This window comes from Flavobacterium sp. GW823-FHT06G12 (genome assembly GCF_058794775.1).
Window position 1 is genome coordinate 1 of the sequence record NZ_JBXAHE010000009.1, and the last position, 17,985, is coordinate 17,985.

Consider the following 17,985-nt stretch of genomic DNA (forward strand, 5'->3'; position numbering starts at 1 on the left):
TGGGAGAGTATGTCGTCGCCTTTCTTTTGAAAACCCTATCCAAAACGGATAGGGTTTTTTGTTTTATAGCTATTTTTTAAATTATCAGATTTAAAATGTGTTTCTAATTCGAACGAAATGTTTTAAAGAGGATAATTTTTATTATTGGCACTACTTCTTCTTTTTTGCAATAAGGCGTTAAAAGGCATGAAATGCATCAAAAAAGGCAGGTTCGGTTTGTAGTTTGCTGGTCGAATTTAGTTTTTGTCTTAATTAAGTTTTATTTTTGATTTATTATGGAATTAAAAAATAAATGGAAGAGCTGATTCTAATTATAAAGAGTTTTCAGGAATTAGATTTGGAGACTGAGCAGGCTATAAAAAAAAGTTTTGCCGAAGAAATTTTTAAGAAAGGCGAATTTCTTGTTGAAGAAACTAAGGTTTGTAATAAAATCTATTTTATTAAATCGGGTGCGGTTAGAAGATTTTGTATTGAAGATGGTGTAGAAGTTACCAAATGGATTTATACCGATAATCAATTTGTAACTTCGATGAGCAGTTTTTTTGAGCAGAAACCTTCTTTTGAAAATTTTCAAACTTGTGAAGAAACAGTCCTATATTCCTTGTCTTATTCTGATGAGCAGGCTTTATTAGAATATCCGTTATTTGTAAAGTTTCATATTAAACAACTTCGACATTATCTTTCTAAATTAAATGAGTTCAATCATTTATTTCGTCTAATGACTGCAGAGAAAAAATACTTATTTCTTTTAGAGTCATTTCCTCAAATTATTAAAAAAGGTAAACTAAAACACATAGCTTCATTAATTGGCGTGAGTCAGGAAACTTTGAGCAGAATTCGAGCGTCAATTATTTGACATTAGATCAATAAAAAGAATAAAAAGTTTTTCAATTTTTGCTGTTAATTAAAGATTTAAAAATTGAAGGATACGTTTATTCATAAAAATGCTGTTTTGGGTAATAACATCTCGTTAGGAAATGGTGTGACGATTGAGCAGGATGTTGTAATTGGCAATAATAGTCAGATAGGAAATAATGTTACAATTTTAAGCGGAACAAGAATTGGAGAAAATTGCCAAATCCATTCTAATGCTGTTTTGGGTGGTATGCCTCAGGATTTGAAATATAGAGGCGAATACACTCTTCTAGAAATTGGTGACAACAATATAATCAGAGAGTTTGTTACGATTAATAAAGGCACAATTTCTAAGGGTAAAACTAGTATTGGGAATTCGAATCTCATTATGTCAAATGCTCATATTGGGCATGATTGTGTAATAGGAAACAATTCTATTATTGGGTTTAGCGTTGGTATGGCTGGCGAAGTAATTGTTCAGGACTGGGTAAATATAGGTGGCTTAACTGCGATACATCAATTTTCTATTATTGGCGAACATGCCATGATTAGTGGTTTGAGTCGTGTAGTTAAAGATGTTCCGCCATATATTATTGTTGCTCATGAACCCTTACGATTTGCAGGAGTAAATACTGTAGGTTTAAAAAGAAGAGAATTTACTTCGGATAAAATTGACGAACTTCGATCCATATATCGTGTTTTATTTCAGGAAAAGAGAAATACTAAATTTGCTTTAGAATTGATTACTGAAAAGTTTCGAAAGACTGTTGAGCGCGATAAAATTTTAAGTTTTGTAATGCAATCAAACAGAGGGATAATCAGAGGTTATGAATTTTAATGAGATAATAGATTGTCTAAATTTTTATATTTATAGTAAATTTTAAAAGAATTTATTATGACTGCTTATAGCGAAAATTCTAAAGTTGATTTTTATTTTGAAAAAGCTGAGAAATGGAAAGCTGAACTAGAGCAATTAAGAGATATTGTTTTAGACTGTCACTTGTCAGAAGAATTAAAATGGGGTTGTCCGTGTTACACTTTTGATGGAGCCAACATTGTTTTGATTCATGCTTTTAAGGAATATTTTGCTTTTTTGTTTTTTAAAGGAGCTTTAATGAAAGATCCTGATAAAATATTAATTCAGCAATCAAAAAATGTACAAGCGGCACGGCAAGTTCGATTTAGGAGTGTTCAAGATATTTTAGCTAAAAAAGAAATTTTAAAAAAGTATATTTTTGAAGCTGCTGAAATTGAAAAGTCAGGAAAAAAAGTTGATCTGAAAAAAGTTTCTGAATTTGAAATTGCCGAAGAACTTCAAAACAAATTTGATAGTGATCCTGATTTTAAAAAAGCTTTTTACACTTTAACTCCAGGAAGACAACGAGGTTATTTACTCCATTTTTCTCAACCGAAACAATCTAAAACTAGAGAAGCTAGAGTAGAGAAAAATATGCCAAGAATTTTGGAGGGAAAAGGTTTGAATGATTGAGGCATTTTAGATAAAAAGAAAAACTCCTTTTGAGAAAAAGGAGTTTTTTTGTTTTAAAGCGTTAAGAAATTTGATGTTCGATTGTGTTTTTATTTCGAATAGAAATTATGGACTGAAGTAAAACAGAGGTCATAACCAAAGTAATTCCAATATAAAATGAGAAATTAACTGATTGTCCTTCGTTAAAAAATAAAAAGGCTAGTATTATTGAATAAATCGGTTCTAAGTTAAAAGTTAGGTTTATGGTAAAGGCAGGAATCTTTTTGAGTGATTCTGCGAACATTACATAAAGTGCAACTGTACAACAGGAAGCCAAAATCAATAAATAGAAAATGTCTGTTAAGTTTGGAATAAAAGTCTGATTTGGAAAATTGTAAAAATAGAATGGCAGAGCGAGCCCTAACACTATAGTTCCGCCAAGCATCTGATAAAAATTAATTAGTTTGCTATCATAAAATTGCACTAACCTTTCATTGTAAATGGTATACAAAGCGGCAAATGCAGACGAAATTACACCTAACAAAATCCCAAGCTGATATGAAGAATCAAAATGAAAAATTAGACTTATTCCCAATAAGGTTAGCATACTTAATAAAATTTGAATCAGATTAAATCTTTTTTTATTGAGAATAGGTTCAAAAAAGGCAGTAAAAAAACTAGTTAAACAATAACATACAACACCTATAGATATGTTAGAATACTTAATGCTGGCATAGAAAAAAATCCAGTGAATGGTAATAAGAACTCCAGCTTTAGAAATTTTTGCTATTTCAGAAAATGATTTGAGCGTTTTAATATTGTATATTTTTAAAATAAAAAATAGAATAATAGAAGCAAATAAAACTCTGTACCAAACTAAAGTAATTTCGTTAAGAGAAATAAGTTTTCCGAAAACGCCAGTAAAACCAGCAAGTAAAACTGCAGTATGCAGTATCAAATAAGATTTTTTCATAGAAGTTGTCTATCCTTTTGAGGGATGTATTTTGAATATTAATAATTGAATTGAAGTAAAAACATACAGAATTTGACCAAGAATAATCGGTCTAATGTCAATACTAAAAATGTATTATTAATTTATGGAGGAGGAAGACAACCTTTGAAACTCATGATTAAATTTGAATTTTAGCAAACTTATAAAAAGGATATGGAATGAAAAAGTTAAAAAAGTTATTTAAATGTGAAACTTGAGACGTTTTGCAGCAGAATTGAATAAATCTGATTTTGATTTGAATATTTATTTGTAGAACTTGCGTCGGCACCAAATCACTTTAATTAAGAATATTACAATTTAATGACTACCAACCAATCAACTACAGCAGTTCTTGAAACAAAACAGCATTTTGAAATTTTAGACGGATTAAGAGGCATAGCAGCTTTTGCTGTTGTTGTGTTTCACTTTATGGAATGGATTTTTACAGATCCAAGTCAAAACTTTATTGGACACGGATTTTTAGCTGTTGATTTTTTCTTTTGCCTTTCGGGATTTGTAATTGGATACGCTTATGATGATCGTATTGCAAAAATGGGTCTTCGCAATTTTTTTATATCCAGAATTATAAGATTGCACCCTTTGGTTATAGCGGGATCAATATTAGGATTATTGGCTTTCTTGTTTGATCCGTTTGGAGGGCATTTGGAATTGTATAGCACAGGAAAAATTATTTTGACATTTATATGTTCCTTATTTCTTATTCCGTTTCCAGTTATTGAAGATCGCGGATTTAATTTATTTAGTTTTAATGCGCCCGCATGGTCTCTTTTTTGGGAATATATTGCTAATATCGTTTATGCACTTGTACTTTATAAAATTCGCAAAAACTTTTTAGTTGTTCTTACTTTAATTTCTGCAGTTGCAATTTGTTATGTTGGATATAGTTCTGGAAATTTAATAGGAGGATGGAGTGGACCAACTTTTTGGGACGGTTGTGCCAGAATATCGTACTCTTTTTTGGCCGGATTACTTATTTACCGATCCAATTGGATTATCAAAAATAAATTGGGATTTGCCGGATTGACTATTTTATTGCTTTTGGCTTTTGTAATGCCTTTTTCAAAGTGGAATTGGCTGACTGAACCTTTTGTGGTTTTATTTTACTTTCCGTTATTAATTTCTTTGGGTGCTGGTGCTCATTTAAAACCTTGTTTGAAAAAGATATGCACATTTTCGGGTAGCATTTCATATCCGTTATATATGACACATTATGCTGTACTATGGATGTTCGGAAATTACTTTGTCAATTATAAACCAAACACAATGCAGCTTACATGTATCGTAACAACGAGTGTGATACTTTTAGTTGGTTTTGCGTATTTCGTAATGAATGTTTATGATAAACCATTAAGAAAATATTTGACAGAAAGAAGAAAAAAATGATTGTGAAAAGGATAATCTTTCAATATCATAAAATTTAAGATGAAAAAATATTACTTAATTTTAATACTTACATTGTTTTTTAATTATTCAAAAGCACAAATCAAAAAAAATCAATCTAAAATGAAAGCAGAAGTAACAGTCAGTTTAATTAATGTTTGTAAAAGTAAGCTTGATATTTTTGATCGTTTTATGAATAAAGGAGCAACCGATGTTGAAATACAGGAACTGGAAAAATTTACAGGTCAAAAATCTCCTGCATCTTATATTCAATTATTGAAAACTTATAACGGCGAAAAAAGAAGTTTGGGTTTCTTGGGAGGATTTGGATATTTAGGTGTTGAAGAAGTTAAAAGAGAATGGCTATTTTTTAAAAATGCTCCCGATACAAAACCTGAAGCTATTAATCAGGTAAAAAAAATTACCGATATTTTGTATTCCACTAAAAGAATTCCATTTGCCCATGATGGCTCGGGAAATTTTCTTTGTATAGATTTTATTCCAAATACAGACGGTATTTTAGGGCAGATTATCTATCTTCCATGCGGAGATCCTGAGCCAGTTTCGGTAATCGCAGACAACTTTGAAGATTTTCTAAATTTGATAATTGGAAAAATTAGGTCTGAGAAATTGAAACTAGTTGATGAAAGAGAAGATTGGGACGCAAAAGATTGGGAGAAGGCAGATATTTATTTTGAGAGTACATGGAATGATGATTGGAGTGATATTGCAGAAGAATATAATACAAAAAAATAGTTTCGTTGTTCAAAATACAGAACCAATTCGGAGAGGTTGGAGTCGAGAAAAAGATGTCTAAAAAAAAAGGATTAATGAAATTTTAGGAACAGCATCATTTAGAAATAACAAAATAAAAACGAATGGGCTTTAACCGATTAGAAATTCAAAAACCTGATGAATCGGGTTATTATGTTTTAGATGAAGAATATCTTCTTTCCTATATTTACTCAGATGGCTGGACAGAACGTCTCTTAAGATTTGAAATTTTCGTTGATATTTATTATGAATGCAGAGGAGAAATTGCCTTTTATGCTGGAGAAAAAGATAGTAAAGAAATTGAAAGTTTATTGGGGTTTGAATTGCCTACTGAAATCAAAAAACTAATAGATCTTTTAATGAATCAGAAAGAATTGCAATTAAAAAAGTACTATTCCGATTTTTTTTTGGAAGATTCCAGCAGACTTCATTTTGTTATTAATCGTGACGGAATTTCGCATAATTCAGGAATTGGAATTATGTTGAAAAAACTCGAAAATCCAAACGAATCAGAAAAGTTATTTTTTCTTTTGAAAGAAGAATTTGAAAAACTTCGAGAAGGTCTTTACAACAAAATACTTTTAGAACGAGGTTTGATTAAAGAAGTTGTGACATCTAAAAAGAAACGAAACAGACGCTTGTAAAATATCTTATATTTATAAAACGTTATTCAAAATCTAAACTTTTACTGCTAATAGAAATTGCATGAAAAATACACTTTTGCTGATTTTTTTATTATTAAGTTCACTTTCATTTGGGCAAAATCCTTCTTTTAAAATCAAATATTCTGAACAACTTGCGGTTTATGTGTTCTTAGAGAATTTATCTGATTATTATCCAGATAATGTTTTTAAAACAGAATTTCAAAAATCAAAGTACAATGTTGAGAAGTATAAAAGCTTAATCTCAAAATTTGATCAATTGTCTATTTCGTATAGTTTTCGGTTCGAAGATTTTCCGTACGGCTCAAAGAAAACAATGCAGACAAAAGATATCTTAAAAAAAAATTTAATAGAGACAGATAATTTAAATGATTTCAAACTTCGTTCTGCAGGAATGATTCCTAATAAAACTTTGAGTGATTTAGGCGAATGTATTTCTGAATTTACACCAATCTATAATGAACTGATTTATAATTCGAACAAAGAAAAATTTGAAAAACAGTTGAATGAAATTATCAAATATTCTAATGAACATCACATTGAAGATTATTTTAAAACAGGATTAATATTTTATAATTCTAGTTGGGATAATTCAATTCCGTTTGAGGCAGCCTTTTATCCTTTACCCAATTCAAAAGGTTTTACCGCTTCTGCATTCTGCAATAATTTTATGAGTGCCATCCAAACCGATTTAAAATCGCATAAAGATTTGTTTAGTGTAATGATGCACGAAACATATCACATCGTTTACGACGAACAATCGCTCGAAGTTAAAACGGCAATTGATACTTATTTTAAAGAAAATAAATCGAAATGCAGTAATTATGCTTATCAGCTCATGAATGAGGTTTTGGCGACGGTATTGGGTAATGGTTATGTTTACGAAAAATTAGATAATAAAGTTGACGAAGGAGAATGGTATAATAATAAATATATCAATTTGATGGCAAGACAAATTTATCCGTTAACTAAAGAATATATCGAACAGAAGAAACCGATTGATAAGAATTTTATAGATCAGTACATTCAGCTTTACGAGATCAATTTTCCAGATTGGATAAACGAAATGAATAATATTATGACGTATCGTTATGTGATTACTGAAAATGAAAAAGATTTTAATGTAATAAACAAAATGTTCCGTTATCGCTCCAGAACAGAATACGAAGATCAAATTACAGACAGCAGTATTGAAAAAATGAAGCAGACACCATTGACCAAAATGGTAATTATTTCAAAAGACAATAAAGAAAAGATAAAACTCTTAAAAGGGAAGTTTAAAGAACTGAAAAACTGGAAAGGAAATCCAGATAAAGAATTTGCCGAAAAAATTCTATTGGACGATAAAAGTCAATTGATAATTGTGAATCAGAAAACATCTAATTTAGAAACATTAATTAAATCAATAATATGAAAAAAGGAAATAGTTTTTTTATCACAGTTATTTGCATTTGTTTTTCATGTGCAACAGCTTTTGGCCAGCTAACATCAGATAAAATTGATTTGTTGATGGAGTCTGCATTAACAAAGTTTAAAGTAGCAGGAGCGTCGATTGCGGTTGTTAAAGACGGAAAAATAATTCACTTAAAAGGTTACGGCGTCAGTTCTATAGAAACAAAAAAAGAGGTCAATGAAAAGACAAATTTTCAAATAGCCTCAAATAGTAAAGCGTTTACAACGGCTGCCCTTTCTATTTTAGAAGATGAAGGAAAATTGAAATGGACTGATAAAGTAAAAGATTATGCTCCTGAATTTAAAATGTATAATGATTATGTGACGGAGAATTTTAATATACAAGATTTGCTGACTCATCGTAGCGGGCTCGGATTGGGCGCAGGTGATTTGATGTTTTTTCCTGACGGTACTAATTTTAACATTAAAGATGTCTTAACAAGTTTTCAGCATTTTAAACCTGTTTCAGCTTTTCGAACGAAATGGGATTATGATAATTTGCTTTATATCGTAGCTGGTGAAATAATTGCAAGAGTAAGTGGTATGAGTTATGAGGAATTTGTACAAAAAAGAATTGTTGATCCTTTACAAATGAACAATACATTTGTCGGAAGTAGTTTAATAAAAGATAGATCTAATTTTGCAGTTTCGCATTCGTCTGAATCTGGAACGATAAAGAAAATAGAAGGGTTTAATGATCAAATTAATGCTGCTGCAGGAGGAATATTTTCTAACGCAGAAGATATGGCGAAGTGGATGATAGTTCGTTTGAATAAAGGTCAGTACGGGCCAGACTCGAAAACATCGCTTTTTTCCTTAGAAAACCACAATGAAATGTGGAGAATACATACCGTTCAGGAAACAGATCAAAATCCAAGATACAATTCTCATTTTAATGGTTATGGTTTAGGCTGGCAATTGTCAGACGAGAAAGGAACTTTAAAAGTGTCGCATACTGGAGGTTTGCCAGGAATGCTTTCTATTGTAACTATGTATCCAGATTTGAATTTGGGAATTGTAATTTTAACTAATACAGAAAATGGAGGAGGCGGGCTTTTTACGGCAGTTAGTAATACAATTTCTGACAGTTATTTAGGTTTAGACGATTTTGGATGGACCGATAAATTGGTAGAATGGATGAACGAAGATAGAAATAAAGGTGATGATGTGACTAAAAAAGTTTGGGAAAAAGTAAAACTATCTAAAAAGGTAAAAATAAAGAATGAAGATTTTATAGGCGTTTATGCCGATAAATGGTTTGGTGAAATAGAAATATTTGAAAAAGACAAACAATTATGGTTTAAATCGTATCGTTCGCCTAAATTAAATGGACCAATGGCTTTTTACAATGCCAATACATTTGCCATAAAATGGGAATATCAAGCGATGAATTGCGATGCAATGGCAATGTTTTCTCTAGACGAAAATGGTAAAGCTCAATCTATTAAAATGAAAGGTATTTCTCCAAACATCGATTTTAGTTTTGATTTTCAAGACTTAGATTTAATAAGAGTAAAATAACAATTAGTGTAATAAAAAAAACTCCATTAGAAATAATGGAGTTTTTTTTATTGAATTTAATAAAGCTGTAATTCAATAAGAGATTTTTTTTTTTACAAATTATCTTTAATACGGTTTGTTATTTCTTTAATTGTCCCCATTCCGTCAAAAGTCAAGACTTTAATTTTTGACTTCATATATTCAATTGCTGGTCTGGTTGAACTTTCAAAAACCTCGATTCTTTTAATATGAATATTGGCATCTTTATCATCTTTTCTGTTAGAAGTTTCGGCTCTTTTTTGTGCTCTTTTTAAAAGTTCTTCTTTTGGAACCTCTATATTAATTACTTTTCCAATTTCCAGATTTTTAGATTTAACAAGTTCTAACAAATCATTTACTTGTGGTTCGGTTCTCGGGTAGCCGTCTAATATGATTCCGTTTGCATTTCGGTTTTCGTCCAATATTTTACTGAAAAGATCTTTCATTATAGAATCAGGTACCAAATCTCCTTTTTCTTCATATTGGGACATTATTTTTCCAATTTCGGTTTCATTTTGTTTTTCCAAACGGCATCTGTCTCCAGTTGAAATATGCTCAAATTTAAGTTCGTCTTTTAAAATTTCGCATTGCGTACCTTTTCCAGAATAAGGAGGGCCAGTAATTATTAATATTTCCATTTTAAGTTGTGAAGTTTTTATTTTTTTTGATTCTTTAAAGGTACGAATGATTTATTCTAGCCTAACAAAGAATCGTGTACTTATAAGAAAAAAATCTTCTTTATAAAAAACAGCTAAAAATTTCACTACCTGAGATATGGATAAATCAAGAAGGAAACAATTCATCTTCTAGAAATAACAATTCGGTCAATAAAAATTGAATAATGTGCAGAATAAAAATATTTTTACATCAAAATCAAAACAACCATAATCCATAACCATGAAGAAAATTTTAAAATTTATCAAAATCACGTTTATTAGCCTTTTGAGTATTATTGTACTTTTTATTGCCTATTTGTATATCAGTAACAAATTGTTTTTAGAGTCGAAAGATGATGATAACGTAAAGTATTTGACAGAAAATAATGTTCAGATAAGAGCTTCTATAGACGAGAAGTTGTTTGATGATGAGTTTTATAAATCGCAAGTTTTCTTATTAGGAGAAATTCATGGTTATGCTGACAATCAGAAGATAGATCAAGAAATGCTTTTTTTCTTAAATAAAAAATTAGGAATCAAATATTACATTGCCGAGATGGATAGTTTGACAGCTAAAAAGTTAAATGCTTTTTTATTTTTAGAAAAGGAAAAAAATAAAGTGGCTTTGAGAGAAGTTGTTGAATCTATCAAAAGAAGAATTCCACAGCAATCTAGCCAAGAATTATTTGATAAATGGAGCGCTGTGCATGATTACAATCAAAATTTGGCTGATTCTCTAAAAATTACGGTTATCGGAATTGATAAAAATTTTGATGATGAATCTAAAGGTTCTAGAGATGAAGCAATGGTGAGTAATTTTAAAAATGCAATTCAGAAGAAGCATCTTGAAAATGAAAAATTCTATGGACTTTTTGGATATTTTCATACGTTGCAAAAGAAAACAGAATCGGGTAGAGCAACTTTTGCTGCAGGATTAAAAGATTCGGGAGTAAAAGTGACAAGTTTGGTAAGTTATACAATTGACAGTGAAATGTATCTTCCTAAGAATCCTCAGTTTCCAACTCCTGAAAATGAAAAAGTAGATTGGATGAATGCCAACGGCCCGTTAATGCTTGTAAAAGGAATTAATGATCTGAAAGAATTGAGCAAGCCAGAATCAATCACACTTTTTAAACTTAACTCAAAAAATTCGCCTTACTTGAAATCGCAAAATTTGATAACAGTAAAATCTAGAGCTTTTGGAGAAAATATTGTGCCTCTAAAAGATGCTTCTGCAACGGATTATTTTCAATATATATTTTTATTGAGAAATTCTAAAGCGTTAACGAAATTGAAATAAAAAACTTCTATATACAAAAAAAGCTCCATTAGAAATAATGGAGCTTTTTTATTGAGAGCATTGTTATTTATTAAGAATAGATTCTATCGAATTACTAAGTTCTTCCAAATTATTCTACTTTATGATGTTTGTTTTAGGAAATAGAAAAAGATTTAATTATTTAAAGTGTTTTCCGAATATATCTAATGCAATAATTTACATGTTTAAAGAAAGTGGTTTTTTAATTTATAAGAGTAATAATTTTTTAGTGATTTGTAAGGTTTTTTACTTATGTTAGCAAATAGATAAAATTAAAAATCTAGTGATTAATTTATGCAAAGATGTTAGTTAATACGAGCAAGCTTAAAATAAACGATGGGCTGGCCGAATATCCAAAAGAAGCTAAGTTTAAATATAATTGGAGAAGATACCAGCAAAGAGTATTAGAAAATTTAGAAGAACATTTAAAAGATGGACATTTACATATTATAGCTCCTCCAGGTTCCGGTAAAACTATTTTAGGACTTGAAGTTGCTCTTCGTTTAAATAAGCCGACTTTAATTCTCGCGCCAACAATTGCAATTCGCAATCAATGGATTCAGCGATTTTGTGAGCTATTTCTTCAAACAGATCAGATTCCAGACTGGATTTCGAGAGACATTAGGAATCCAAAATTTATGACCGTGATAACTTACCAAGGACTTCATGCGGCTTGTAATAATTTAAAAATTGAGGAAGAAGATTTTGAAGAGGAAGAAGAAAGTGAAGAAAATGTAAGAAGTAAACAGACAAATGCAAATCTTGATAAAATTGTAAATGGCTTAAATGCGCAAAAGATTAAGACGATCGTAGTAGATGAGGCACATCATTTAAAAAATGAGTGGTGGCAGACACTAACTAAAGTAAAAGAGAAAATTAATCCAGTAATTGTGGGGTTAACTGCAACGCCGCCTTATGACGTTTCGCCTATTGAATGGCAACGTTATATTGAACTTAATGGACTTGTGGATATGGAAATTTCGGTGCCAGAATTGGTAATCGAAGGAGATCTGTCTCCACATCAAGATTATGTATATTTTACAGCGCCAACTGAAAAAGAGCATCAGGATATTACTAATTTTAGGGATAATATAGAAATGCTTTTTCAGGAAATAAAAAATGAAGAAACCATTATTCAGGCAATTGAGGCACATCCTATTTGGAAAAATCCTGAGGAACATCTAGACTGGATTTATAATAATTTTGCTTATTATTCTGCCAGTTTGATATTTTTAAAAACAAACAATAGGGAAATTCCTGAAATTCATCTAGAAGTTATTGGAGACAAAAAAATAATAATCCCTGTTTTGGATTACGAATGGACTGAAAAGCTTTTGGAGTTTTATCTTTATAAGGAGGATGAGCATTTTAAAGAATTTGAAGAACATCGAAAAACTCTTGAGAATAGATTGAGAAGATTTGGGGCGATAGAGAGAAGACAGATAGATTTTTTATACAATAGAAAAGTTACAGGTTTTTTAACGTCAAGTATAAGTAAGCTAAACGGCATTAAAGAGATTGTTGATTTTGAATACAATCAGCTGGGAAAAGATTTACGTATGGTAATTCTTTCTGATTTTATCCGAAAAGAATACTATGTTAATTCTTCTGAAAACAATCTGGAATTAAATAGACTGGGAGTTATTCCTATTTTTGAAAAACTAAGAAGAGAAAATATAGAGAATAAAAAAATTGGTGTATTAACGGGATCAATCATTATTATTCCAAGTAGTGTTTATAATGATTTTGAAGTTAGGGCAACAAATTGTGGTATTTCCAAAATAAATTCCAGTATTGTTCCTTTTGATTCAAATTATGTTTTAATACATCAGACTGAACAGCTTACTCATTATATTGTTCATATCGTAACTCAAATTTTTCAAAGTGGAGGAATAGAAGTTTTGATCGGAACAAAATCATTACTTGGAGAAGGATGGGATGCTCCGGCAATTAACTCTTTAATATTGGCAAGTTTTGTAGGTTCTTTTGTTTTGTCAAATCAAATGCGTGGCAGAGCTATTAGAACTCAAAATGGGAATTCTAGCAAAACGGGAAATATTTGGCATCTAGTTACTATCGATGAAACATCTCCAACAGGTGGAGATGATTTCGATTTGCTAAAAAGGCGCTTTAAAAGTTTTGTAGGGGTATCATTTCATGAGCAACCTGGCATTGAAAATGGAATTGGACGATTGAAATTAGGTGAAAATATCTGCGAAAAAGGTGAAGCTGAGAAAATGAATATTGAAATGTTCAAACATGCGGCTAATAGAGAAAACTTAAAAGAAGTATGGAAAAAAGCACTTCAAACAGGAGTAACTCTTGTAGAAGAAATTAAGATTCCATTTTCTGAAGCAAAAGAGTATAAAGCAATTAAATCAATGTATTTAAATAAAACGCTTGCCAATCTTTTGGCTACTTTAGGTTCTGGTTTGGCTAGTTTTGGTTTAGAAATAATACAAGAATTTTTAAAATCAGCTAGAAGAATCAGGAGCATGCGAGATCTTTATTTTTTTCTTACTTTTTTTGGAATAGTTGGGATGTTGTTTTTTGGAAGACAGACACTAAAAGCATTAAGATTGTATTTTAAATATCGTGACATTTCCAAAGATATTAAACAAATTGGAGAGGCACTTTTAAATTCATTGATTAAAGCCAGGATTATTAAAACTAATTATTCTGGTTTAGAAGTGATAGCTTCAGTAGATGAATGGGGAGGAGTGTATTGTCATTTGGATGGAGGAAGTACTTTTGAGAAATCAATATTCATAAACTCTTTACAGGAAATTATAAGTCCTATAGAAACTCCTCGTTATATAATAATCAGAAAAAATAGATTTTTGTTCTTTAAGGAGCAAAAAGATTATCACTCAGTTCCTGAAATTATAGGAAGAAATAAAAAACTGGCAGAGCATTTCAAACAGCAATGGAAAGAACTTGTTGGGAGTTGCGATTTAATTTTTACCCGAACAATCGACGGTAGAAAGTTGATTTTGAGTTCTAGGATACAATCTTTAGCGACACAATTTGATAAAAAAGCGCAACGAGTAAATAAATGGAAGTAAAAAACTTCATTAGAAATAATGGAGTTTTTTTATCCAAACATTTTGATTCGGTGTTGTAATCTATTACGAAAATTGTGTGTCTCTCATTTCTCATATTTTTAAGCTTTAAAAGTAAAAACAATTATTATATTTGCATCGATAAAGTATAGACTATGCTCTATGCTTTGTTGTTTGTGTCAAAAAAAATAATGCTATGCTTGTAAACGAATTATCAAAAAAAACAGGATTGTCAATCCATACGATTAGATATTATGAGAATTTAGGAATGATTAAAGGATTGACGGATGAAAAGGTGACATCTAATAACTATAAACATTACGATGCTAATACTATTGAGCGTTTAGAAATTATTATAGAAGCAAGAGAAGTCGGGTTTACTTTAGCAGAAATAAAAAAAATATTGATTAGCTGGTTCGAGACAACTGACTCTAAACCAGAAACACTAGAGCTTTTTCAAGCCAAAATAAAAGAGATTGATGATAAAATGAAATATTTTAAACAAACCAAAAGTCTTCTTGAAAAAGTATGCGAGAAAATACAGAGTAATAAGAATGATTGATTGTTAAAGTTTAAAAGCATGTATAGAGAACTCCTTAAGAAATTAAGGAGTTTTTTTCATGGTTTCTTATTTTAACTATTTAAGAAAAGTTTTATACGGAATTTAGGAAATTAATAAGAGATTTTGCAAATAGTCTTATATTCGCTTTTAAATTTATAGAATTAAATAGCGTACTAAATTAAACTTCAAATAACAACCAAAGTTAAAACTAGAAAACTAAATTATGCAAGAAGAAATAACCAAACATTCAAACAAAATTTACAAAGCTGTCAAAAAATCTGAACACACGGTAGGAGAGAAAGTAAAAGAGATCATTATAGAAATATGCATAATCGTTTTTGCTGTTACACTTTCAATATCGCTGCACAGTTGGAGCGAACATAGGCACCAGCAAGAAGAAGTAAATGCGTTTCTTGCTAATTTAAAAAATGATTTAAAGAATGATATAGAAAGTATTGACAGAGAAGTGGGAATGTACCAAAAGACAAACGCAGACTACGAAAAAATTTTGGCATTAACGCCTGCTCAACTAGATAGTATTTATAAATCTAATAGTAAAGTTAATTTCCCAATTCATTCACATGGTCAAACATTGACTATAGGTAATTATGAAAGTTTTAAATCTAGTGGTAAATTGGGCTACATTGAAGACGAAAAATTGAAACAGAAAATCTTAAACTATTATCAAATATTTGTTCCAGCTGCTAATGAAGTTGATAAAATGTACACTGAATTTTTGTTTAAGTGTTTTGATAAAGAAATAGAAAATGCAGATAAGCCAGAGAAAGAATTATATTCTGATCCAAAATATAAAAAGACACTTTCATATCTTGTTAAACTAGGTAAAAATAATATAAGAGTTTATAAAGAAAATACAAAACCACTTGCAGTTGAGCTTATTAAAGAAATTGAAAAAAAGTTAGATAAATAAAAAAGTTAAAGCATAAAAAAACTCCATTATTTCTAATGGAGTTTTTTTATGCTTTTAAAAGGTTATTTTCCTTTTACTATTTTTTCGAGATATTCAACTTTATCTTTTTCGGCTTGGATCAAGCGTTCGTAAAGTTTTTCTTTTTCTCCGTAAAGTTCTACAATTTTATCAAGTGGATTAAAAGTAGGTTGAAAATTGACTGCATTTAATGTTGAATTGTCGTGACTATTAAATGTATTGTTAATGATGCTTAGTATGTTTTCGTCGCTGTAGTTTTTAATACCGTCAGCTGTAACGCCAAGTGCTTTTGCAACTGCTGTAAGCTTTTCTTCATCAATAGTTTCGCTATTTTCCATAGCAGAAATAGCTTGTTGGTTTGTTCCTAAAGCTTGTGCCAATGCTTCCTGCTTCATATCACGAAGTTCACGAATACGGCTAATGTTTCTTCCGATATGTTTTGGTCTTGATAGTGTGCTCATAATTCAAAGATAATAATTAAGTATAATAAACCGGAACTGTAAAAAACAGATTTTAAATGTATGTTACAGTTGTTCTTTGGGAGCGGTAAACAAAAATACAATTTTTCTGATAAGTATTTTTAAACCGAAACACTTTTACTCTGTCTTATTTCTGTCAATAAGATTTGCCATATTAGAATTAAACAACGGAAGATTTTCATCTAAAGAAGAAAAGAAATCAAGATCGGCGTTTTCTACTTCAATAAGACCTTTTTGCAAAATTGTTTCGCCTGTATTCGTTAATCGAATAGTTTTTGCTCTTGTATCAGTTTCATGCTCGTGTCTTGTAATAAAGCCTTTTTCTTCCAGCGTTCGCAATACTTTTGAAACCATCATTCTGTCGGCATTACTCTGGTTCGCAATATCAATTTGCGTTACAGAATCGCTTTTTTTTGAAAGCCAGCCCAAAGCAGCAAGCAGCACAAATTGAGTCTGCGTTAAATCCAGCGGATCTAAAACTTTTTTTAGTTTACGCTGCCAAAGCATGGTTAGCTGTCCAAGTAAATATCCGGGACTGTCTTTTGGACTTTTAAAATGAAAATTAATTTCCTTAGCCATAATAATGTTGAAGCATTTGTGTCAATATTAAAAATCAAGTTTATTGGTTTCAAAGATAGCCATCAGAACCTTTTGTAGATTGAATGGCGAAAATTTTTTCTTTCAATCTCTTTCTACAATTACTGATTGTTTACTTTTATTTTGTCTCCAAAAAAGTAAGTTTATAACCGTCAAGATCTTTTACGTGGAAAGCTCTTCCAAACGGAGTATCTATAATTGGTCCCGCCGTTGTTATTCCGTTTTCGATGTATTTCTCTTTTAGTTCGTCTACATTTTCATTAACAGCAAACCAAAGTGCTACGCCAATTCCTAATTCTCGATCTTCTAAAGGTTCAAGCGGAGTACGAATAGCAAAACTTGCTTTTCCTTCGTTGTATTTAAAAATACAAGCCTGCGGATTAGTATTTCCAACTTCAAATCCTAATTTTTTTTCGTAGAAGTCTTTTGATGCTTCTAAATTTTTTACTTGTAGTGATGCAAATGTAAGTTCTTTCATTTTTTTAAAATTAAATTGTTGTCGCAAATATAGTATATGTGACAACAATATACAAATAGATTTGATTTTTTTAGAAATTACATCTGCTGGCGCGAGCGTCTCGCTCGTGAATCCAGTTTATGTACAAGCGAGAAGCTCGCGCCGGCAGGAGAGCGGTAAATAAAGTACGATTTTTACGGTAAGAATTTTGAATTTTGTTCTCAGGCTTGATTTTAGGCAAAGATTTGTCATCCTGAGGAACGAAGGATCGCACTAGATATTCCGTGCAGTATATCTATAATCTGTGTCGATTTTCGAGTGTGATTTCTCCTTTCACTCGAAACGACAATGCTTTTCGGTTAGTTGATCTTACCAATTCACAAAAGCATCTTCGATTTTAATGTAGTCTAAAAGATAGAGGATTAAAAGAATTAGACTAAGTATTATTCCGCCAATACTACTATAAAAACCTTTGATTGTTCCATATGAAGGAGAGCTTTTGTAATTTTCATAATTCTTTTTTATTCCCCAAATTCCTATAGTAAATAAAAGAATAATGAATAAAAGAAAAACATGTAGTATTTTCATGCTTGAGAGATGAGTGGTTTTGTGCTTATTTTTTTTGAAAAATTACAAAAAAAAATAAACACAAAAAAAAACTCCTTAATTTCTTAAGGAGTTTCTTGGTGGGCGATGAGGGGTTCGAACCCCCGACCCCCTCGGTGTAAACGAGGTGCTCTGAACCAGCTGAGCTAATCGCCCT

Annotated in this window: 18 protein-coding genes and 1 tRNA gene; 12 read left to right on the top strand and 7 right to left on the bottom strand. The window is 30.6% G+C overall.

Features of this window, described 5'->3' with window-relative positions:
• Positions 1 to 292 precede the first annotated feature (292 nt).
• The 3 genes from AC1Q5Z_RS23245 to AC1Q5Z_RS23255 all read left to right on the top strand — a co-directional run bounded on the left by AC1Q5Z_RS23245 (position 293) and on the right by AC1Q5Z_RS23255 (position 2,344).
• Positions 293 to 856 (top strand): Crp/Fnr family transcriptional regulator, encoded by a 564-nt coding sequence (locus tag AC1Q5Z_RS23245; protein ID WP_492447080.1) that lies wholly within the window; start codon positions 293 to 295, stop codon positions 854 to 856.
• 63 nt (positions 857 to 919) lie between these two features.
• Positions 920 to 1,693 carry an acyl-ACP--UDP-N-acetylglucosamine O-acyltransferase gene (gene lpxA, locus AC1Q5Z_RS23250; protein ID WP_492447082.1) on the top strand — a complete coding sequence of 258 codons (774 nt, stop codon included), beginning with the start codon at positions 920 to 922 and terminating at the stop codon, positions 1,691 to 1,693.
• 57 nt (positions 1,694 to 1,750) lie between these two features.
• Complete coding sequence (locus tag AC1Q5Z_RS23255; RefSeq protein ID WP_492447084.1) at positions 1,751 to 2,344, top strand: YdeI/OmpD-associated family protein; 594 nt, start codon at positions 1,751 to 1,753, stop codon at positions 2,342 to 2,344.
• Positions 2,345 to 2,405: 61 nt separating this feature from the next.
• Here AC1Q5Z_RS23255 and AC1Q5Z_RS23260 read toward each other — a convergent pair whose 3' ends face one another.
• Positions 2,406 to 3,296, bottom strand: a complete 891-nt coding sequence (locus AC1Q5Z_RS23260; RefSeq protein ID WP_492447086.1) for a DMT family transporter — start codon at positions 3,294 to 3,296, stop codon at positions 2,406 to 2,408.
• 339 nt (positions 3,297 to 3,635) lie between these two features.
• Here AC1Q5Z_RS23260 and AC1Q5Z_RS23265 point away from each other — a divergent pair, with 339 nt between their 5' ends.
• The 5 genes from AC1Q5Z_RS23265 to AC1Q5Z_RS23285 all read left to right on the top strand — a co-directional run bounded on the left by AC1Q5Z_RS23265 (position 3,636) and on the right by AC1Q5Z_RS23285 (position 9,124).
• A complete protein-coding gene (locus AC1Q5Z_RS23265; RefSeq protein WP_492447088.1) occupies positions 3,636 to 4,718 on the top strand; it encodes an acyltransferase family protein in 1,083 nt (360 codons plus the stop codon).
• Between the two features lie 120 nt (positions 4,719 to 4,838).
• Positions 4,839 to 5,471, top strand: a complete 633-nt coding sequence (locus AC1Q5Z_RS23270) for an SMI1/KNR4 family protein (RefSeq protein ID WP_492447090.1) — start codon at positions 4,839 to 4,841, stop codon at positions 5,469 to 5,471.
• 122 nt (positions 5,472 to 5,593) lie between these two features.
• Positions 5,594 to 6,133 carry a hypothetical protein gene (locus AC1Q5Z_RS23275; RefSeq protein WP_492447092.1) on the top strand — a complete coding sequence of 180 codons (540 nt, stop codon included), beginning with the start codon at positions 5,594 to 5,596 and terminating at the stop codon, positions 6,131 to 6,133.
• A 61-nt stretch (positions 6,134 to 6,194) separates the two neighbouring features.
• Positions 6,195 to 7,565, top strand: coding sequence for a hypothetical protein (locus AC1Q5Z_RS23280; protein WP_343589766.1), 1,371 nt, complete (start codon positions 6,195 to 6,197; stop codon positions 7,563 to 7,565).
• Entirely contained in the window at positions 7,562 to 9,124 is a 1,563-nt protein-coding gene (locus AC1Q5Z_RS23285; RefSeq protein ID WP_343589768.1) for a serine hydrolase, read from the top strand. Before AC1Q5Z_RS23280 ends, AC1Q5Z_RS23285 begins: the two co-directional genes overlap by 4 nt.
• A gap of 92 nt (positions 9,125 to 9,216) precedes the next feature.
• Here AC1Q5Z_RS23285 and AC1Q5Z_RS23290 read toward each other — a convergent pair whose 3' ends face one another.
• Positions 9,217 to 9,780 carry an adenylate kinase family protein gene (locus AC1Q5Z_RS23290; RefSeq protein WP_492447094.1) on the bottom strand — a complete coding sequence of 188 codons (564 nt, stop codon included), beginning with the start codon at positions 9,778 to 9,780 and terminating at the stop codon, positions 9,217 to 9,219.
• 259 nt (positions 9,781 to 10,039) lie between these two features.
• Here AC1Q5Z_RS23290 and AC1Q5Z_RS23295 point away from each other — a divergent pair, with 259 nt between their 5' ends.
• The 4 genes from AC1Q5Z_RS23295 to AC1Q5Z_RS23310 all read left to right on the top strand — a co-directional run bounded on the left by AC1Q5Z_RS23295 (position 10,040) and on the right by AC1Q5Z_RS23310 (position 15,671).
• Positions 10,040 to 11,098 carry a hypothetical protein gene (locus AC1Q5Z_RS23295; RefSeq protein ID WP_343589770.1) on the top strand — a complete coding sequence of 353 codons (1,059 nt, stop codon included), beginning with the start codon at positions 10,040 to 10,042 and terminating at the stop codon, positions 11,096 to 11,098.
• Between the two features lie 320 nt (positions 11,099 to 11,418).
• Entirely contained in the window at positions 11,419 to 14,181 is a 2,763-nt protein-coding gene (locus AC1Q5Z_RS23300) for a DEAD/DEAH box helicase family protein (RefSeq protein ID WP_492447096.1), read from the top strand.
• A 193-nt stretch (positions 14,182 to 14,374) separates the two neighbouring features.
• Positions 14,375 to 14,740 carry a MerR family transcriptional regulator gene (locus tag AC1Q5Z_RS23305; RefSeq protein WP_343589774.1) on the top strand — a complete coding sequence of 122 codons (366 nt, stop codon included), beginning with the start codon at positions 14,375 to 14,377 and terminating at the stop codon, positions 14,738 to 14,740.
• A gap of 223 nt (positions 14,741 to 14,963) precedes the next feature.
• On the top strand, positions 14,964 to 15,671 hold the full coding sequence (locus tag AC1Q5Z_RS23310) for a DUF6090 family protein (RefSeq protein ID WP_492447099.1): 708 nt from the start codon (positions 14,964 to 14,966) through the stop codon (positions 15,669 to 15,671).
• Between the two features lie 62 nt (positions 15,672 to 15,733).
• Here the strand turns inward: AC1Q5Z_RS23310 and AC1Q5Z_RS23315 are convergent, their stop codons facing one another.
• From AC1Q5Z_RS23315 to AC1Q5Z_RS23335, 5 genes are all read right to left on the bottom strand, one after another.
• Positions 15,734 to 16,150, bottom strand: coding sequence for a helix-turn-helix domain-containing protein (locus AC1Q5Z_RS23315; protein ID WP_492447101.1), 417 nt, complete (start codon positions 16,148 to 16,150; stop codon positions 15,734 to 15,736).
• A 135-nt stretch (positions 16,151 to 16,285) separates the two neighbouring features.
• On the bottom strand, positions 16,286 to 16,747 hold the full coding sequence (locus AC1Q5Z_RS23320) for a MarR family winged helix-turn-helix transcriptional regulator (protein WP_012022556.1): 462 nt from the start codon (positions 16,745 to 16,747) through the stop codon (positions 16,286 to 16,288).
• Positions 16,748 to 16,883: 136 nt separating this feature from the next.
• A complete protein-coding gene (locus AC1Q5Z_RS23325) occupies positions 16,884 to 17,243 on the bottom strand; it encodes a VOC family protein (protein ID WP_492447102.1) in 360 nt (119 codons plus the stop codon).
• A 348-nt stretch (positions 17,244 to 17,591) separates the two neighbouring features.
• A complete protein-coding gene (locus AC1Q5Z_RS23330; RefSeq protein WP_492447104.1) occupies positions 17,592 to 17,810 on the bottom strand; it encodes a hypothetical protein in 219 nt (72 codons plus the stop codon).
• A gap of 96 nt (positions 17,811 to 17,906) precedes the next feature.
• Positions 17,907 to 17,984 (bottom strand) — tRNA-Val (locus AC1Q5Z_RS23335).
• Position 17,985 lies beyond the last annotated feature (1 nt).

Coding starts and splice junctions, on each gene's coding strand:
- AC1Q5Z_RS23245 (WP_492447080.1), top strand. CDS start 293: ATGGAAGAGCTGATTCTAATTATAAAGAGTTTTCAGGAATTAGATTTG.
- AC1Q5Z_RS23255 (WP_492447084.1), top strand. CDS start 1,751: ATGACTGCTTATAGCGAAAATTCTAAAGTTGATTTTTATTTTGAAAAA.
- AC1Q5Z_RS23260 (WP_492447086.1), bottom strand. CDS start 3,296: ATGAAAAAATCTTATTTGATACTGCATACTGCAGTTTTACTTGCTGGT.
- AC1Q5Z_RS23265 (WP_492447088.1), top strand. CDS start 3,636: ATGACTACCAACCAATCAACTACAGCAGTTCTTGAAACAAAACAGCAT.
- AC1Q5Z_RS23270 (WP_492447090.1), top strand. CDS start 4,839: ATGAAAGCAGAAGTAACAGTCAGTTTAATTAATGTTTGTAAAAGTAAG.
- AC1Q5Z_RS23275 (WP_492447092.1), top strand. CDS start 5,594: ATGGGCTTTAACCGATTAGAAATTCAAAAACCTGATGAATCGGGTTAT.
- AC1Q5Z_RS23280 (WP_343589766.1), top strand. CDS start 6,195: ATGAAAAATACACTTTTGCTGATTTTTTTATTATTAAGTTCACTTTCA.
- AC1Q5Z_RS23285 (WP_343589768.1), top strand. CDS start 7,562: ATGAAAAAAGGAAATAGTTTTTTTATCACAGTTATTTGCATTTGTTTT.
- AC1Q5Z_RS23290 (WP_492447094.1), bottom strand. CDS start 9,780: ATGGAAATATTAATAATTACTGGCCCTCCTTATTCTGGAAAAGGTACG.
- AC1Q5Z_RS23295 (WP_343589770.1), top strand. CDS start 10,040: ATGAAGAAAATTTTAAAATTTATCAAAATCACGTTTATTAGCCTTTTG.
- AC1Q5Z_RS23300 (WP_492447096.1), top strand. CDS start 11,419: ATGTTAGTTAATACGAGCAAGCTTAAAATAAACGATGGGCTGGCCGAA.
- AC1Q5Z_RS23305 (WP_343589774.1), top strand. CDS start 14,375: ATGCTTGTAAACGAATTATCAAAAAAAACAGGATTGTCAATCCATACG.
- AC1Q5Z_RS23310 (WP_492447099.1), top strand. CDS start 14,964: ATGCAAGAAGAAATAACCAAACATTCAAACAAAATTTACAAAGCTGTC.
- AC1Q5Z_RS23315 (WP_492447101.1), bottom strand. CDS start 16,150: ATGAGCACACTATCAAGACCAAAACATATCGGAAGAAACATTAGCCGT.
- AC1Q5Z_RS23320 (WP_012022556.1), bottom strand. CDS start 16,747: ATGGCTAAGGAAATTAATTTTCATTTTAAAAGTCCAAAAGACAGTCCC.
- AC1Q5Z_RS23325 (WP_492447102.1), bottom strand. CDS start 17,243: ATGAAAGAACTTACATTTGCATCACTACAAGTAAAAAATTTAGAAGCA.
- AC1Q5Z_RS23330 (WP_492447104.1), bottom strand. CDS start 17,810: ATGAAAATACTACATGTTTTTCTTTTATTCATTATTCTTTTATTTACT.